Below are 15,626 nucleotides of genomic sequence, written 5' to 3' on the forward strand. Positions count from 1 at the left end.
CCGGGCCGGCACCCGGCCCGGCGGCCCGCCCCCGGCACCGCCCGCAGGCGTCCCGGAGGGAAGGGTCCGCCGGCGCCCCGGCCGTCCGGGCCGGCGGGCGGCACGGCACAATCGCTGCCATGCAGCACATCCTCGTCATCGGCATCGGGGCGGGCGACCCCGACCACCTGACCCTTCAGGCGGCCAAGGCCCTCGCCCGCACCGACGTGTTCTTCATCCTCGACAAGAACGAGGAACGGCAGGACATGATCCGGCTGCGCCGGCAGATCCTCACCGAGCACGGGCGGCCCGGCCACCGCGTGGTCGGCGTCCCGGACGCCGAGCGGGACCGCACCACCCCTGCGTACACGGCGGCCGTCGACGACTGGCGCAGCCGCCGGGCCGACCTGGTCGAGCGGTTGATCGCCGAGCACCTCGGCCCGGACGAGACCGGCGCCTTCCTGGTCTGGGGCGACCCGAGCCTGTACGACAGCGTGATCGCCGTGGTGGACGAGGTGCTGGCGCGCGGCACCGCCGCCTTCGAGTACGAGGTGATCCCGGGCATCAGCAGCATCTCGGCGCTGGCGGCCCGGCACCGCACCACGCTGACCCGGGTCGGGCGCGCCGTCCAGGTCACCACCGGCCGCCGACTCGCCCGGGGCTTTCCCGAGGACGTGGACGACGTGGTGGTGATGCTGGACGGGCGCGCCGCCTTCACCGAGATCGATCCCGAGGGACTGGAGATCTTCTACGGGGCGTACCTCGGCACGCCGGACGAGATCCTGGCGGCCGGGCCGCTGGCGGAGACCGCCCCCCGGATCCGCGAGCTGCGCGAGCAGGCGCGGGAGCGGAAGGGCTGGATCATGGACAGTTACCTGCTGCGGCGTGCGGAGGGCGGGGCGCACTGAGCGCCGGGCGGCGGGACGCCCCGCACGGCGGCCGGCTCAGGTGATACCGAGCGGGAACCAGCCCGACCAGCCGCCGGAGACGTCCCACCAGGCGCTGGTGACCAGCCCGTCCGCGCCGACCGCGAACACGTCCAGGTGCTCGGTGACCCGGCTCAGGGCGGCGATCTGGCTGCCGGGCCTGGCCACCCCGCCCGAGACGTTGAACCAGGCCGCCCACCCGGTGGTGTCGTGCCACCAGGTCGACTGGATGCGGTTGTCCGCGCCGACGACGAACAAGTCCAGGTGGTTGGTGTAGCGCGCCACGGCGGTGATCGCCGAGCCGGGCGAGGCCGTGCCGCCGGAGACCTGGAACCAGCCCGCCCAGCCGGTGCGGGCGTCCCACCAGGTCGACATCGTCCGCCCGTCGGAGGCGGTGGTGAACAGGTCGAGGTGGTCCCGGTGGCGGGCCACCGCGGTCACCGTGGAGTCCGGCCGGCAGGTGACGCCCGGCAGCGGGAACCAGCCGGCCCAGCCGCTGCGCTCGTCCCACCAGCAGCTGTAGACCCGGTTGTCCGTCCCCACGGTGAACACGTCGAGGTGGAACGGGTAGCGGGCGACGGCGGTGACGGTGGCGCCCGCGGCGGCGACCCCGCCGCCGAGGTGGAACCAGTCCGCCGCCCAGCCGGTGCGGGCGTCCCACCAGGTCGACATCGTCCGCCCGTCGGAGGCGGTGGTGAAGAGGTCCAGGTGGTCGGTGTAGCGGCTGACGACGTTGACGGTGGATCCGGGGCGGGCCACCAGGCTGCCCACCCGGAACCAGCCGGCCCAGCCGCTCGACTGGTCCCACCAGGTGCTGTAGACCCGGCCGTCGGTACCCACCGTGAACAGGTCGAGGTGTCCGGCGTACCGGGCGACCGAGGTGACCGGCGATCCGGGGCCGCCGGGCGAGGCGACGCCGCCGGAGACCTGGAACCAGCCGGCCCAGCCGCTGGACTGGTCCCACCAGTCCGACATCGTCCGGCCGTCCGCCGCGACCGCGAAGACGTCCAGGTGCTCGGGGTAGCGGGCGACCACGCTGATCGCGGTGCGCTCCCGGGCGGGCAGGGTGGCCAGCGGACCGATCCGGTTCCAGATCACCTGCCGGCACACCCGGCAGAAGGGGACGCCGAGTTCACGCATCTTGCAGGTGTACTCCGGCCGGAACGCGCCGCAGTGGTAGTAGTGCGCGCCCTCGAAGCAGCCGACCGTGCCGGCCGGGACGGTGCTGGCCCGGCCGTCCACCGTCGAGCAGTTCGGGTTGCTCATCGTGGGCAGCGCGGTGCCCGCGGCGACCGCCCAGCCCCACTTGAGGGTGGACCGGACGGTGTTGAGCGTGACGTTCGGCTCGGACGGCTCGCCCGCCGGGTGGTGGTCGTGCCCGGTCTCGTTTCCGCCCGCGTAGTACGGGTACTCGTCCGCCAGCCCGTAGGCGGTGTGCCCGATCTCGTGGATGGCGATCTCGGTCGCGCCGCCCGCGAGCGAGTAGGTGCCGACCGAACCGCCGCTGCCGCCGTAGACCGTGGAGTTGACCACGACGATCGCGACGCTGAACTCCGGGACCCGCGCCGCGGCCGTGCTGAGCACCGTGGTGGCGTTGCAGACCAGCAGCCGCCGGATGCCGTTCGCGCCGAAGGTCGAGTCGAAGTAGGTGCGGGCCGTCGCTCCCGTGCCGCCGCCGCTGACCGGGTCGTCGGCGCCCGTGTCGGTGGAGGCGACGTTGACCCGCCAGACGTTGATGGCGGGGGAGAGCTCGTCGTACGGCGGGGTGGCGCGCAGCGCGGTCACGAAGGCCGCGCAGGCGGTGTTGAAGTCGGCCTGCTGCGCGGCGGTGAAGCCGTCGCCGAGCAGCACGACGGTGAAGGCCCGGTTGCGCGGTGCGGACCCGAAGATCTGGGTGCGGCCCTGGACGGTGCCGTCGGCGGTGGTCATCCGGGCCCCCTACCGGGCTTCGAGGGGGAAGGTGGCGAGGTCGACCCGCGGCGCGGCGCCCGGCAGCGGGCCGGTGGCACCGCCGCCGGGGGTCGGCTCCGCTCCGGGGCCGGGTGGCGCCACCCGGACGACGGCGACCTGGGTGGCGGCGGCCGGCGTCGGCACGACCACGGTGAACGCACCGCGGGCCTCGACGTCGACCCGGGTGATCGGCTCCGCGTGGTCCTCCGGGAAGACCTCGGCGCTCTCCAGGAAGGCGCCCCGCGCGGGGACCCGGACGAGGCTCCGCCCGCGGCTGTCCCGGGCCTCCACGAAGTGGCCGGGCCGGAGTTCGGGTGGGGTGTCGAAACCGCTGACGACGGTGTCGACGGGTTGCTGGGAGACGAGGCGCACCGCGTCGCCCTCGTACTCGAAGATCAGTCGGACGGCGCGTGTGGTGGACGGCTGCTGGGGACCGGACATGTCGGTACCTCCCGCTGGGACTTCGGCCTGCCCGGGCATGCTCCTCCCGGGCCACGGGGCCTGGCAATGGCTTCGGACGGGGAACGGCGGCAAACCACACGTCCGGGGGTTCCTGCCCGAACGATTCTCCAAGCCAGAGGGCGGATCGCCCCGTTCGGACCCGATCGGCTCGCGTCCGGCGCCGAAACACAGTGTCGTGGTGCACACGGATGCGTACCGGTGCGCGCGGAACCGGCCGCACCCGACCCTCAACGGCGAGGAGAAGACCGAGCATGTCGATACGCGGATGCACAGCGGGCCGCCGGCACCGGGCGGCGGCCATCGCCGCGGCGGTGATCTGCGCCACGGTGGTGACGGCGCCGGAGCTCGCCCTGGCCGACGGCATGCCGTCGCCGTCACCATCGGTTCCGGTGCCCCGACTGGACTGGAGTCCCTGCATACCCGGCAGTCCGTTCGACTGCGCCACCGCCGAGGTTCCGCTGGACTACGCCGACCCCGGCGGCCGGACCATCGAACTGGCGGTCGTCCGGCGGGTGGCGACCGACCCGGGGCGGCGGATCGGCACCCTGTTCACCAACCCAGGCGGCCCCGGCGGCCCCGGCACGGTGCAGGTGCCGCAGAACTACGAGGACTTCCCGAAGGAGGTCCGGGAACGCTTCGACATCGTCAGCTGGGACCCGCGCGGAGTGGGCAACAGCACCGCGGTCAACTGCTTCGGCAGTCCCGAGGAGGCCGCCGCCTGGGCGGCGACCAGGCCGGTCGGGTTCCCGGTGGGCGAGCAGCAGCGGGAGAGCTGGATCACCGCGTTCAAGGAGCTGGGCCAGGGCTGCGAGCGGCGTGACCCCGAACTCCTGCGCCACGTGTCGACCGCCGACACCGCGCACGACCTCGACCTGCTCCGCCAGGCGGTGGGCGAGCCGCAGCTCAACTACCTCGGGGTCTCCTACGGCACGATCCTCGGGGCGACCTACGCGAACCTCTACCCCGGCACCGTCCGCGCCATGGTCCTGGACAGCAACATCGACCCGCAGGCCTGGACGAACCACGGCTCGGACGACGCCCGGCTCCCGACGTTCCTGCGGATGGGTTCGGACGGGACGGCCGCGGCGACCCTGGACCGGTTCCTCACCCTGTGCGGGTCCACCACCACCGAGGCCTGCGCCTTCTCCGCCGGCAGCCCGGAGGCGACCCGCGCCAGGTTCGACGAGCTGATGGCGCGGCTCCGCAAGCAGCCGGTGGGCGCGTGGACGTATGCCGCCACGGTGGCGGACGCGGTGAACAGCCTCTACATCGCGAACCCCGGCTGGGCCGACCTGGCCGGCCGGCTCCAGGAGCTGTGGGAGGGCCGCGTCCCGGAGCCGTCCGTCCTGCCGCCCGCGCCGCCGGTCCGGAACCCGGCCCCGTACACGGGTGACGAGCAGGCCGGCGCCGTGCTCTGCGGCGACAGCCCCAACCCGCGCGACCCCGCCGTGTACCACGGGCTGGAGGAGGCCGCGGCCGCCCGGGCGGGCGACGCCGGACGCTTCTGGACCTGGGCCGCGGAGCCGTGTGCCACCTGGCCGGCCCAGGCGGCCGACCGGTACACCGGCCCGTGGAACAACCCCACGGCCGCGACCGTCCTGGTGGTCGGCACGATCTACGACCCGTCCACCCCGTACGCGGACGCGCAGGCCATGGCCAAGGAGCTGGCCAGGGCCCGCCTGCTCACCAACAACGGGTACGGGCACACCGCGCTGTTCAACCCCAACAGCTGCATCCAGGCGCACGAGAGCCGGTACCTCGTCGACGGCACCCTGCCGGCGCCCGGCACCGTGTGCGAGGTGGACACGCCGCCCTTCGCCCCGGCCAAGCCGCACGGCGGCGTCGCCACCGGCGGGGGCGGGACGGCGGGCGCCGTCTCGTGAGGCACGCCGTCGTCCGAAGCACCCCGCCGCCGCCTCCCGCCGGTCCGTCCGACCCGCGGGAGGCGGCGTCGCGTCAGGAGCGGGTGCCGGCGGGGACCCGGGGCGGGGCGGGCTCGGCGGCGGGGCGGGCGCCGGCGAGCAGCCGGTCCGCCTCGGCCTGGATGGTGTCCTTGTCGCCGATCTCGGGGTCGGGGACGGCGTCCGGCAGCAGGTCCTCGATCAGGCGCAGCGGGCGGTAGGCGAGGCCGAGCAGGCCCCAGCCGCCCAGCACCAGGCCGACCAGGACGAGCAGCAGGCCGGCGCCCCGGCCGGGACCGGCGCCGAGCAGGAGGCCGAGGGAGTCCGCGAGGGCGCCGCCGGGCCGCATGAGGGGCTCGAAGACGTGGTCCGAGAGCGGGCCCGCGGTGAGGAAGCCGAGCGGCATCATCGACATCGCGAGCATCTGGTTGGTCGCCAGGACCCGGCCCTGGAGCTCCATGCCGACCTTGGTCTGGATCAGCGCCATCCAGTGCGAGTTGAGGATCATCAGCGATCCCCACAGGACGAACAGTCCGCAGGCGACGAAGACCGGCTGCGGCCGGATGCCGGCCAGTACGGCGGCGGCACCGACCACGGAGGTGAAGCCGATCATGCCGACCGAGCGGCGCCTGGTGCCGCCCCACAGGGCCATCACCAGGGCGCCGGTCATCGCGCCGACGCCGCCGACGGCGGTGACGACGCCGAGTTCGACCGCGGAGCCGGCGGCCAGCACCATCGGGGTGACCAGCACGGTGACCACCGCGAAGAGGTAGTTGAACACCACGAAGAAGACCACCATCGCGACCAGGCTGTGCCGGCGCACGATGTACCGCCAGCCGGTGACCACCTCGCGCAGCAGGGGTTCCTCCTGCTTCTCGAACATGGTGTCGGGGAAGCGGACCATCAGCAGGGCGCTGACGCCGATCAGGAAGGTGACCATGTCGAACAGCACCACCCCGTGCAGCCCGATCAGCGAGACCAGCACGCCGCCGGCCAGCACCGCCATCATGTCGCCCGCGCCGGCACCCAGTTGGGCCAGTCCGTTGGCCTGGCCGAGGTAGCGCTTGGGGACGAGCTGGGTGATGGCCGCCAGGTAGGCGGGGCGCTGGAAGGCGGTGCAGGTCGAGCCGATGCAGGCGACCAGGTAGACGTGCCAGAGCTGGAGCAGGTCGGTCCACAGCAGCAGGCCCAGCGAGAGCATGCCGAGGGCGGCGACGGTGTCTGTGACGATCATGATCCTGCGGCGGTCGGTCCGGTCCGCCACGGCGCCGGCGACCGGCAGCAGCAGCACGGCGGGCAGCACTGCCACCACCGAGATCATCGCGAAGTCGAAGGCCGAGCCGGTCCGCAGGTAGACCCACACGCCGAGCGCGAAGGTGGACAGGCCGGTGCCGATCATCGAGACGAACTGGCCGATCGCGACCTTGGCGAAGGTGCCGAGGTCGGGACGGGCCGCCCGGGCGGCGGGGGTCTCCTGCGGGGGCGGCGGCGCGGCCGTCCAGCCGGTCAGCACCCGGGCCAGCTCGTCCGCCTGGTGCTTGAGGAAGTAGTGCCCGGCCCGCGGTATCACCGCGAGCGAGACGCGCTCGCCGAAGTGCTCCCACTCGGCGTAGCGCTCCTCGTACAGCAGGGTCGCGCGGTCCTTCTCGCCCACCACGCACAGGATCGGGGCCGAGATCGGCGCGGGGCGGCCGTCCCCGTAGGCGCGGGTGTAGAAGTCCTCGGCCTGCCGGACGTCGTGGCGCAGCGCGCGGACCAGGAAGTCCTGCTCGGCCGTGTCGTAGACGTCGGTGAAGCCGCCCATCGCCCGCAGGTAGTCGAGGTAGGAGCGGTTGGAGAGCATCCGGTCGCCGGGCAGTCGCCTGGCCATCCACTCGGCGAACCGGCCGGGCAAGCGGGCGGCCGGGAAGGTGCCGCCGAGCACCAGGCCGCGCAGGTCGGCGCCGGCGGCCTCCAGCCGGGAGGCCAGGGCGGTGGCGAGGGCGCCGCCCAGGCAGTGGCCGTAGAGCACCACCGGGCCGTCGACCTGCTCGGTGATCTGCTCGACCAGCAGGTCGGCGAGGCCGTCGAGGCCCGCGAGTTCGTCGTCGGGACGGCTCGGGTCGTGGCCGGGCAGTTCGACGGCGTAGAGCCGGTGGCCGGCCGGCAGCGCGTCGGCCAGCGGTTGGAAGGTGACCGGGCTGCCGCCGCCGTACGGGACGCAGACCACGCTGAGTGCGGCGGGCGCGGTGGAGCGGGTGAGGCGGTGCAGGAGCCGGCGCGGTCCCTCCCGGCCGGTGCCGGTGGCGCGGGCGTCCAGCAGGGCGGCGAGCCCGCGCACGGTGGGCTGCTGGAACAGGTCGATCACCGACAGGTCCCGGGAGAGCAGGCGGACGGTGTGCACGGCGGTGAAGGAGTCGCCGCCGAGGGCGAAGAAGTCGTCCTCGGCGCCGATCTCCCCGGTCTTCAGGACCTGCCGGAAGGCGTCCGCGACCCGGTGCTCGGTGGGGGTCGCCGGCGCCGCGCCGGCGCCCGGGGGCCGCTGCGGGGCGGCCGGTTCGGGCAGGGCGGCGCGGTCGACCTTGCCGTTGCCGGTGAGCGGGAGCCCGTCCAGCACCACCAGCGCGGCCGGCACCATGTAGTCGGGCAGCCGGGTGCGCAGCGCGGTGCGCAGGGCGGCGGGGTCCACGGGGCCGGCGGCCGGGACGACGTACCCGACGAGCGCACGGGCGGCGCCCTCGCCGCGGGTGACGACCACGGCCTCGCGAATCTCCGGGCGGGCCGTCAGTTCCGCCTCGACCTCGCCGATCTCGACCCGGAAGCCGCGGATCTTGACCTGGTGGTCGACCCGGCCGAGGAACTCGACCGCGCCGTCCGGGCGGCGGCGGACCAGGTCGCCGGTGCGGTAGGCGCGGCCCTGCGGCAGGTCCAGGAACCGTTCGGCGGTGAGGTCGTCACGGCCGAGGTAGCCGCGGGCCACGCCGCCGCCGGAGACGTACAGCTCGCCCGGCACCCCGACCGGGACGGGCCGGCGGCGGCCGTCCAGCACGTGGGCGCCGACGTTGCCGAAGGGACGGCCGAGCGGCGCGGTGGCGGCGTCGCCGAGTTCGGCGGGGACGGGGTCGCCGAGCATCGAGACGGTGGTCTCGGTCGGGCCGTAGTGGTTGTGCAGGGTCAGCCTGGGCGCGGCGGCACGGATCCGGGCCACCAGGTCGGGGCGCAGCGGTTCGCCGGCGCAGATCAGCAGCCGGCCGGGCAGCACCCCGGCGAGCCGGTCGCCGTGCGCGGCCAGTCCCTCCAGGTGGCTGGGGACGAGCTTCATCGCGTCGATCCGGTGCTCGGCCAGGTAGTCGGCGAAGGCGTCCGGGTCGGTGGCCTGGTCGCGGGTCAGCAGGTGCAGGCAGCCGCCGCCGGTGAGGGCGCCGAAGACGTTGGTGGTGCCGAGGTCGGCGGCGAAGGTGGAGACCAGCGCCCAGTTCCACGGTTCGGCGCCGGCGGGGGTGGTCCGCTCGCGCAGGCCGTGCAGGTAGTTGCGGTAGTTGCGGTGCTCGACGGCGACCGCCTTGGGCGCGCCGGTGGAGCCCGAGGTGAAGAGCAGGTAGCAGAGGTGCTCGGGGCGCACCTCGACCGCGGGTGGGCCGAGCGGGGGGCCGGTCGGCACGTCGAGGCCGGGCAGCAGGGCGGTGGGCACGGCGCCGGCGGTCCGCGGGGCGAGGTCGGCGGTGGTCACCACGGCGGCGGCCGAGGCCTGGGTGAGCAGGGCACGGATCCGCTCGTCCGGGTAGAGCGGGTCGAGCGGGAGGTAGGCGCCACCGGCCTTGAGGATGCCGAGCATGCCGACCACCAGGGCGGCGGAGCGCTCGACGAACAGGCCGACCGGGCGGTCGGGGCCGACCCCGAGGGCGACCAGGCGGTGCGCCAGTTCGTCGGCCCGGTGGTCGAGTTCGGCGTAGCTGAGCCGTCCGTCGGCGCCGAGCACGGCGGGGGCGTGCGGGGTGCGGCGGGCCTGCTCCTCGATCAGTCCGTGCAGGGTGCCGGTCAGGTCCCAGGCGCGGGCGGTGTCGCCCCAGGCGGCGAGCTGCCGTTCCTCGGCGGTGGTGAGCAGCGGCAGGTCGGCCAGCGGGCGGTCGGGGTCGGCCGCCATGGCGTCCAGCACGGTGGTGAGGTGTCCGAGGGTGCGGCGCACGGTCGGCTCGTCGTAGAGCTCGGTGCGCCAGATCAGGTCGCCGGTGAGCTCGCCGCCGCCGTCCACCACGGCGATCGACAGGTCGAACTTGGCGGTGCCGGTGCCGCTGTCCAGCCACTCGACCTCGACGCCGGGCAGTGCGGGCCGCTCGGCCGCGTCGCCCTGGACGTTGAGCATCACCTGGAAGAGCGGGGTGTGGGCGAGTTCGCGTTCCAGGCCGAGGGCGTCGATGAGGCGCTCGAAGGGCAGGTCCTGGTGGGCGAAGGCGCCGAGGGTGCCCTCGCGGACGCGTTCCAGCAGGCCTCGGACGGTGGGGTCGCCGGAGAGGTCGGTGCGCATCGCCAGGGTGTTGACGAAGCAGCCGACCAGCGGTTCGGTCTCGCTGCGGGTGCGGCCGGCGACCGGGCTGCCGACCACCACGTCCTCGGCGCCGGTGTAGCGGGACAGCACGGTCTGCAGGGCGGCGAGCAGCACCATGTAGACGGTCGAGCCGGTCTCCTCGGCGAGGGCCCGGATCCGGCGGGAGCGCTCGGCGCCCAACGCGACGGGAATCCGCTCGCCGCGGCTGCCCGCCACGGCCGGCCGGGGCCGGTCGGCGGGCACGGTGACGGTGGCGGTGGCGCCGCGCAGCCGCTCCTGCCACCAGGCCTGCTGGCGGGTCAGTTCCTCGGCGAGGGTGGTCTGCTGCCAGTGCGCGACGTCGGCGTACTGGACGGGCAGCGGCGCGGCCGCGGGGGCCCGGCCGGCGCGTCGGGCGGCGTAGGCCTCGGCGAGGTCGCGCCAGAGCACGCCGATCGACCAGCCGTCGGCGGCGATGTGGTGCAGCACCAGGCTCAGGACGCTGCGGCCGTCGCCGGTGCGCAGCAGCGCGGCCCGGACCGGGAGGTCGGCGGCGAGGTCGAAGGGCCGGCGGGCCTCGTCCGCGAGCCAGGCGTCGGCCTCGGTGGCGGGCAGGTCGAGGGTGGCGAGTGCGAACCGCTCGGCGTCGTGGAGTTCGGGACGGACGAGGCCGTCCGCGGACGGGTAGACGGTGCGCAGCACCTCGTGCCGCTCGACCAGGTCGGTCAGTGCGGCGGCGAGTGCGGCGGTGTCGGGCTCGCCGGTGATCCGCAGCGCGAGCGGGATGTTGTACGCGCCGCTGTCCGGCTCGTACTGCGCGAGGAACCACATCCGCCGCTGGGCGAAGGACAGCGGGGCGGCGGCGCCCTCCGGGCGGGGGGTGATGCCGCGGTGCGCGGCCTTGGCGGCCCGGGCCCTGGCCAGGCGCTGCCGGAGCAGTTCCTGCCGGCCGGCGGCGGGGGCGGCGGTGCTCTCGTCGACGGTCATCGGGTCTCCCCCGCGAGGTGCAGGTCGGCGTCGAGCTCGCCGAGCAGGAGGTCCTCGATCCGGCGGGCCATCGCGGCCAGCGTCCGGGTCTCGAAGACCGCGCGCAGCGGCAGCTCGGTCTCGAAGGTGTCGCGGACCCGGGCGACCAGGCGGATGGCGGGCAGCGAGTGGCCGCCCAGCGCGAAGAAGTCGTCGGTCCGGGCGATCCCGGGCAGGCCGAGGACCTCCTGCCAGAGCTCGGCGAGGAGTTCCTCGCAGTCGCCCTCGGGCGGTGCGCCGGTGCCGCCGAACCGCGGCTCGGGCAGGGCCGCGTGGTCCACCTTGCCGGCGGGCGTGAGCGGCAGGGCGGGCAGCGGCACGACCACGGCGGGGACCAGGTGGTCGGGCAGCCGGGCGGCGAGGGCGGTGCGCAGTTCCTCGCCGGTGCGGCCGTCGGTGACCACGTGGGCGGCCAGCACCGGGCCGGCGGGGCCGGTGCGCAGGCTGATGGCCGCGGCGGTGACGCCGGGGAGCCCGGTCAGCGCGGCCTCGACCTCGCCCGGTTCGATCCGGAAGCCGCGCAGCTTGATCTGCCGGTCGGCGCGGCCGTGGTACTCCAGGCGGCCGTCGCGCCGCCGGGTGGCGAGGTCGCCGGTGCGGTACATCGGCGCGCCGTCCGGGGCGCCGGGCTCGGGGACGAACCGTTCGGCGGTCAGCTCCGGGCGGCCGTGGTAGCCGAGGGCCACGCCGGCGCCGGCGATGCACAGCTCGCCGACGCCGTTCGGCGGCACGGGCCGGCCGGCCGCGTCCAGCAGGTGCAGGCGGGTGTGCGCGATCGGGCCGCCGAGCGGGACCACGGCGTCGTGGGCGGCCAGCCGGGCGTCCACCCGCTGGGCGGTGGACCAGACGGTGGTCTCGGTCGGGCCGTACAGGTTCCACAGCTCGCGGCAGCGGCGGAGCAGGTCGCGGGCGAGGTCGCCGGTGAGGGCCTCGCCGCCGCACAGGGCCAGCAGGCCGGCGCGGCCGGGCCAGTCGGCCTCCAGCAGGAGCCGCCAGGTGGCCGGGGTGGCCTGGAGCACGGTCACGGCGCGCCGGTCCAGCCAGTCGGCGAGGGCGCGGCCGTCGGTGGCGGTGGCCCGGTCGGCGATCTCGGTCCGGGCGCCCAGCACCAGCGGCAGCCAGAGCTCCAGTCCGGCGATGTCGAAGGTGACGGTGGTGACGGCGGCGACCACGTCCCGTTCGGTGATGCCGGGTTCGCGGGCCATCGACCGCAGGAAGTTGACGATCGCGCGGTGCGGGACGGACACGCCCTTGGGCCGTCCGGTGGAGCCCGAGGTGTAGAGCAGGTAGGCGGGGTCCTCCGGGCCGGCCACGGTCCCGGTTGCGGCGACCGGCGGGGCGCTGTCCGGGTCGTCCACCAGGACGGCGGAGCGGCCCTGGAACAGTTCGTCCGCGGCGGTCGCCCTCTCACCGACCAGCAGGGCGGCGCCGGAGTCGGCGAGCACCGCCCGGTTGCGGGCGGTCGGCTGGTCGGGGTCGAGCGGGAGGTAGGCGGCGCCGCTGCGCAGGACGCCGAGCAGGGCGGCCGGCAGCAGGCGCCCGCGCCGGACGGCGACCGCGACCAGGGTGCCGGGGGCGGCTCCGCCGGCTCGCAGCCGGCGGGCCAACCGGTCGGCGGCGGCGTCGAGTTCGGCGTAGCTGAGGGTGCCGTCGGCGGCGGAGACGGCGATCGCGTCCGGGGTCCGGGCGATCTGGGCGGCGACCAGTTCGGGCAGGGTCGGCGCCGGGGCCGGGGGCTCGCCGGGGCCGGGGACGGCGGCCCGCAGTTCGGCCTCGGAGAGCATCGCCAGTTCGGCGATCGGGAGGTCGGGCTCGGCCACCGCGTGCGCGACCAGGGTCAGCAGGTGGTCGACGGCCGCCCGGACGGAGGGCTCGTCGTACCGGCCGGTGCGGTACTCGGCGGACAGCAGCGGCCCGTCGGCCGGGAACTCCAGGAAAAGCGAGAGGTCGGTCTTGGCCGTGCCGTTGCAGACCTCCGCGACGAAGTCCAGCTTCAGGTCGCCGAGTTCGGCGGCCGCCGCGGGGTGGTTCTGGACCGCCAGCATGATCTGGGCGAACGGGGTGGCGGTCAGCCCGGCCGCGCCGCCGGCGTACTGGACCTGCTCACCGGCGGGGTGCCCGCAGTGGTCGGCGGCGTCCAGTACCACCGGGCGCACCCGGCGGACGAGTTCACGGAACGACTCGGTGCCGCGGACGTCGAAGCGCATCGCCACGGTGTTGGTGAGCGGCCCGAGGACCTGTTCCAGCTCGGGCAGCGGCCGGACCGCGAAGGGGGTCAGCACGGCGACGTCGGTGCGCCCGGTGTAGCGGTGCACGACGGCTCCGAGCGCCGCCAGCAGCGTCATGTAGAGGCTCGCGCCCTCCTCGGCGGCCCAGCGTTCGACCGTCTTCAGCAGGTCCGGGTCGAGCCGGCGGGCCGTGCGGACACCGGTCGCGTCGTGCGGGTCGGGGTGCGGGCGGTCGCCGGGCAGGTGCTGGTCGGCGTCGAGGCCGGCGAGGCGGCCGGCCCAGCGCCGGGCCTCCGGGCGGCCGGCGGCGATGACCTGCTCCTCCCAGTGGGCGACGTCGGAGAACTGGAGTTCCGGGTCGCGGGCCACGCCCCGGTAGGCGCGGCCGAGTTCGGCCAGCAGGACGCCGTTGGACCAGCCGTCGACGGCCGCGTGGTGCACGGTGATCAGCAGCTCGTGGTGGTGCTCGCCGATCCGCAGGGCGAGGGCGCGCAGCATCCGGCCGCCGGCCAGGTCGATCGGGCGGGCGGCCTCGGCGCGCAGCGCGGTCTCGATCCGGGCCTCGTCCGCGCCGGGCAGGTCGAGCACCGGGACGTCGACCGGGTAGGCCGGGCGGATCTCGACGGTCAGCTCGCCGTCGCGGCCGACCAGGGCGGTGCGCAGCACCTCGTGCCGGCTCACCAGCTCGGTGAGCGCGGCCGCGAGCCGCTGCGGGTCGAGCCGGCCGGTGGCGCGGATCCGCAGCGGCACGTTGTACAGGGCGGTGCCGCCCATCACCGACTCGTGCAGCCAGAGCTCGCGCTGGAAGGAGGTCGCGCGGGCGGGCCGGTCGCCGTCGCGGTGCGGCGGGGAGACCCTCGGGCGGGCGTCCGCGCCGTCGGCGACCCGGACGGCGAGGGCGGCGACGGTGGGGGCGGCGAAGAACTCGCCGAGCGGGACGCGGACCTGGAACTCGCGCTCGATCCGGCCCAGCACGGACAGCGCGAGCAGCGAGTGGCCGCCCAGGTCCAGGAAGACGTCGTGCACGCCGACCTGGGGGACGCCGAGCACGGACCGCCACAGCTCGGCGATCCGGTCCTCGGCCGGCGTGCGGGGGGCGACGTAGTGCTCCTGGGCCGTGCGGGTGCGGGCGGCGACCGGCAGGGCCCGGCGGTCGGTCTTGCCGTTGGGGGTGAGCGGGAGGCGGGCGAGCAGCTCGACGGCGGCGGGCACCATGTAGCCGGGCAGCGCGGCGGCGCAGCGCTCGCGCAGGTCGGCGACGGTGGGTTCGGCGCCCTGGTCGGGTTGGACGAAGGCGGCGAGGTAGTCGCCGGAGTCGTCGCGCTGGACGACGGCCACGGCCGTCTGGACGCCGGGGTGGGCGGACAGCACCGCCTCGATCTCGGCGAGTTCGACCCGGAAGCCGCGGACCTTGACCTGGTGGTCGGTGCGGCCGTGGGTCTCCAGGTTGCCGTCGGGGCGCAGCCGGACCAGGTCGCCGGTGCGGTAGCAGCGCCGGCCGTCGATCGTCACGAAGCTCTGCTCCGTGAGGTCGGGGCGGCCGTGGTAGCCGCGGGCCAGGCCGTCGCCGGCCAGGTAGAGCTCGCCGATGCCGCCGGGTGCCACGGGTCTGCGGTGCTCGTCCAGGACGGTGCCGGTGGTGCCGGGCAGGAAGCGGCCGATGAGCGGTTCGAAGGTCTCGTCGCGGCCGACCGGCCACCAGGTGGAGTAGACGGTGTCCTCGGTCGGCCCGTACAGGTTGTAGAGGCGCTCGACCTGCGGCTGGGCGTAGACCTGGTCGGCGAGGCGGCGGGACATCGGCTCGCCGGCGGTGTTCACCACCCGGACGCCGGGGGGCAGGCCGCGGCCGCCGCGCAGCAGGGCGCCCATCGCGCTGGGCACGGTGTTGACCAGGGTGACCTCGTCCCGGGCGGGCAGGTCGGGCAGGGCCAGGACGTTCTGGGCCAGCACCACGGTGCCGCCGGTGGAGAGCGGCAGGAAGATCTCGTAGACCGAGAGGTCGAAGCAGACCGAGGTGCCGAAGAGCACCCCGGCGACGTCCTGCGGGCCGAGCAGCCCGGCGGCCCAGCGCAGCAGTGCGTTGACGCCGCGCTGGGTGACCTCGACGCCCTTGGGGCGGCCGGTGGAACCGGAGGTGTACAGCACGTTGGCCAGCGCGTCGGGGCCCGGGTCCGGGAACGCGGTGACGGCCGGGGCCGGCCGGGCGGCGTCGAGGTGGAGCAGTGCGGCGCCGGCCGTGGCGAGCAGGTGTTCGTGGGCGCCGTCCGTGATCACCACCGGTGCCCGGGCGTCGCCGATCACCAGTTCCAGCCGGTCCCGCGGGTAGGCCGGGTCCAGCGGTACGTACGCGCCGCCGGCCCGGAGCACCGCCAGGACGGCGATCACCAGGTCGGGCGTCCGGGGCAGACAGACTCCCACCAGGGTTCCGGCCCGCACACCGGCGCCGGCGAGTCCGGACGCCAACTGCTCGACCGAGGACCAGAGCTCACGGTAGGTCAGCCGGTCCGTACCGTCGACCAGTGCGGTGCGGTCGGGTGTGCGACGGACCTGCGTCTCGACGAGGTCGGCCAGGGAGGCGGCCGGGTCGAGCGGAGGAAGTCCGATGGAACTCATCAACTCTCCTGAGGTGTGGCCCTGTTCCGGCTTGTGG

The 15,626-nt window shown here is 75.2% G+C and carries 6 protein-coding genes; 2 read left to right on the forward strand and 4 right to left on the reverse strand.

Annotated features, from left to right (window positions below):
• The first annotated feature begins 119 nt into the window (after nucleotides 1-119).
• Entirely contained in the window at nucleotides 120-887 is a 768-nt protein-coding gene (gene cobF / locus ACIOFR_RS04060) for a precorrin-6A synthase (deacetylating) (RefSeq protein ID WP_400992237.1), read from the forward strand.
• Between the two features lie 36 nt (nucleotides 888-923).
• Here the strand turns inward: cobF and ACIOFR_RS04065 are convergent, their stop codons facing one another.
• Nucleotides 924-2,834 carry a M64 family metallopeptidase gene (locus tag ACIOFR_RS04065; protein ID WP_400992239.1) on the reverse strand — a complete coding sequence of 637 codons (1,911 nt, stop codon included), beginning with the start codon at nucleotides 2,832-2,834 and terminating at the stop codon, nucleotides 924-926.
• A 9-nt stretch (nucleotides 2,835-2,843) separates the two neighbouring features.
• Nucleotides 2,844-3,296, reverse strand: a complete 453-nt coding sequence (locus tag ACIOFR_RS04070) for a hypothetical protein (RefSeq protein WP_400992240.1) — start codon at nucleotides 3,294-3,296, stop codon at nucleotides 2,844-2,846.
• Nucleotides 3,297-3,568: 272 nt separating this feature from the next.
• On the opposite strand from ACIOFR_RS04070, the gene ACIOFR_RS04075 reads away from it, so the two are divergent.
• Nucleotides 3,569-5,200, forward strand: a complete 1,632-nt coding sequence (locus ACIOFR_RS04075; protein WP_400992242.1) for an alpha/beta hydrolase — start codon at nucleotides 3,569-3,571, stop codon at nucleotides 5,198-5,200.
• A gap of 73 nt (nucleotides 5,201-5,273) precedes the next feature.
• Here ACIOFR_RS04075 and ACIOFR_RS04080 read toward each other — a convergent pair whose 3' ends face one another.
• Both ACIOFR_RS04080 and ACIOFR_RS04085 read right to left on the reverse strand, forming a co-directional pair.
• The gene (locus ACIOFR_RS04080) at nucleotides 5,274-10,709 is read right to left on the reverse strand and encodes an amino acid adenylation domain-containing protein (RefSeq protein WP_400992243.1); all 5,436 of its coding nucleotides are present in this window, start codon (nucleotides 10,707-10,709) and stop codon (nucleotides 5,274-5,276) included.
• Complete coding sequence (locus tag ACIOFR_RS04085) at nucleotides 10,706-15,589, reverse strand: amino acid adenylation domain-containing protein (protein ID WP_400992245.1); 4,884 nt, start codon at nucleotides 15,587-15,589, stop codon at nucleotides 10,706-10,708. Before ACIOFR_RS04085 ends, ACIOFR_RS04080 begins: the two co-directional genes overlap by 4 nt.
• Between the last annotated feature and the right edge of the window lie 37 nt (nucleotides 15,590-15,626).

Origin of the sequence: Kitasatospora sp. NPDC088346 (genome assembly GCF_044740765.1) — a bacterium.
In the GTDB taxonomy this organism is placed as follows: domain Bacteria; phylum Actinomycetota; class Actinomycetes; order Streptomycetales; family Streptomycetaceae; genus Kitasatospora.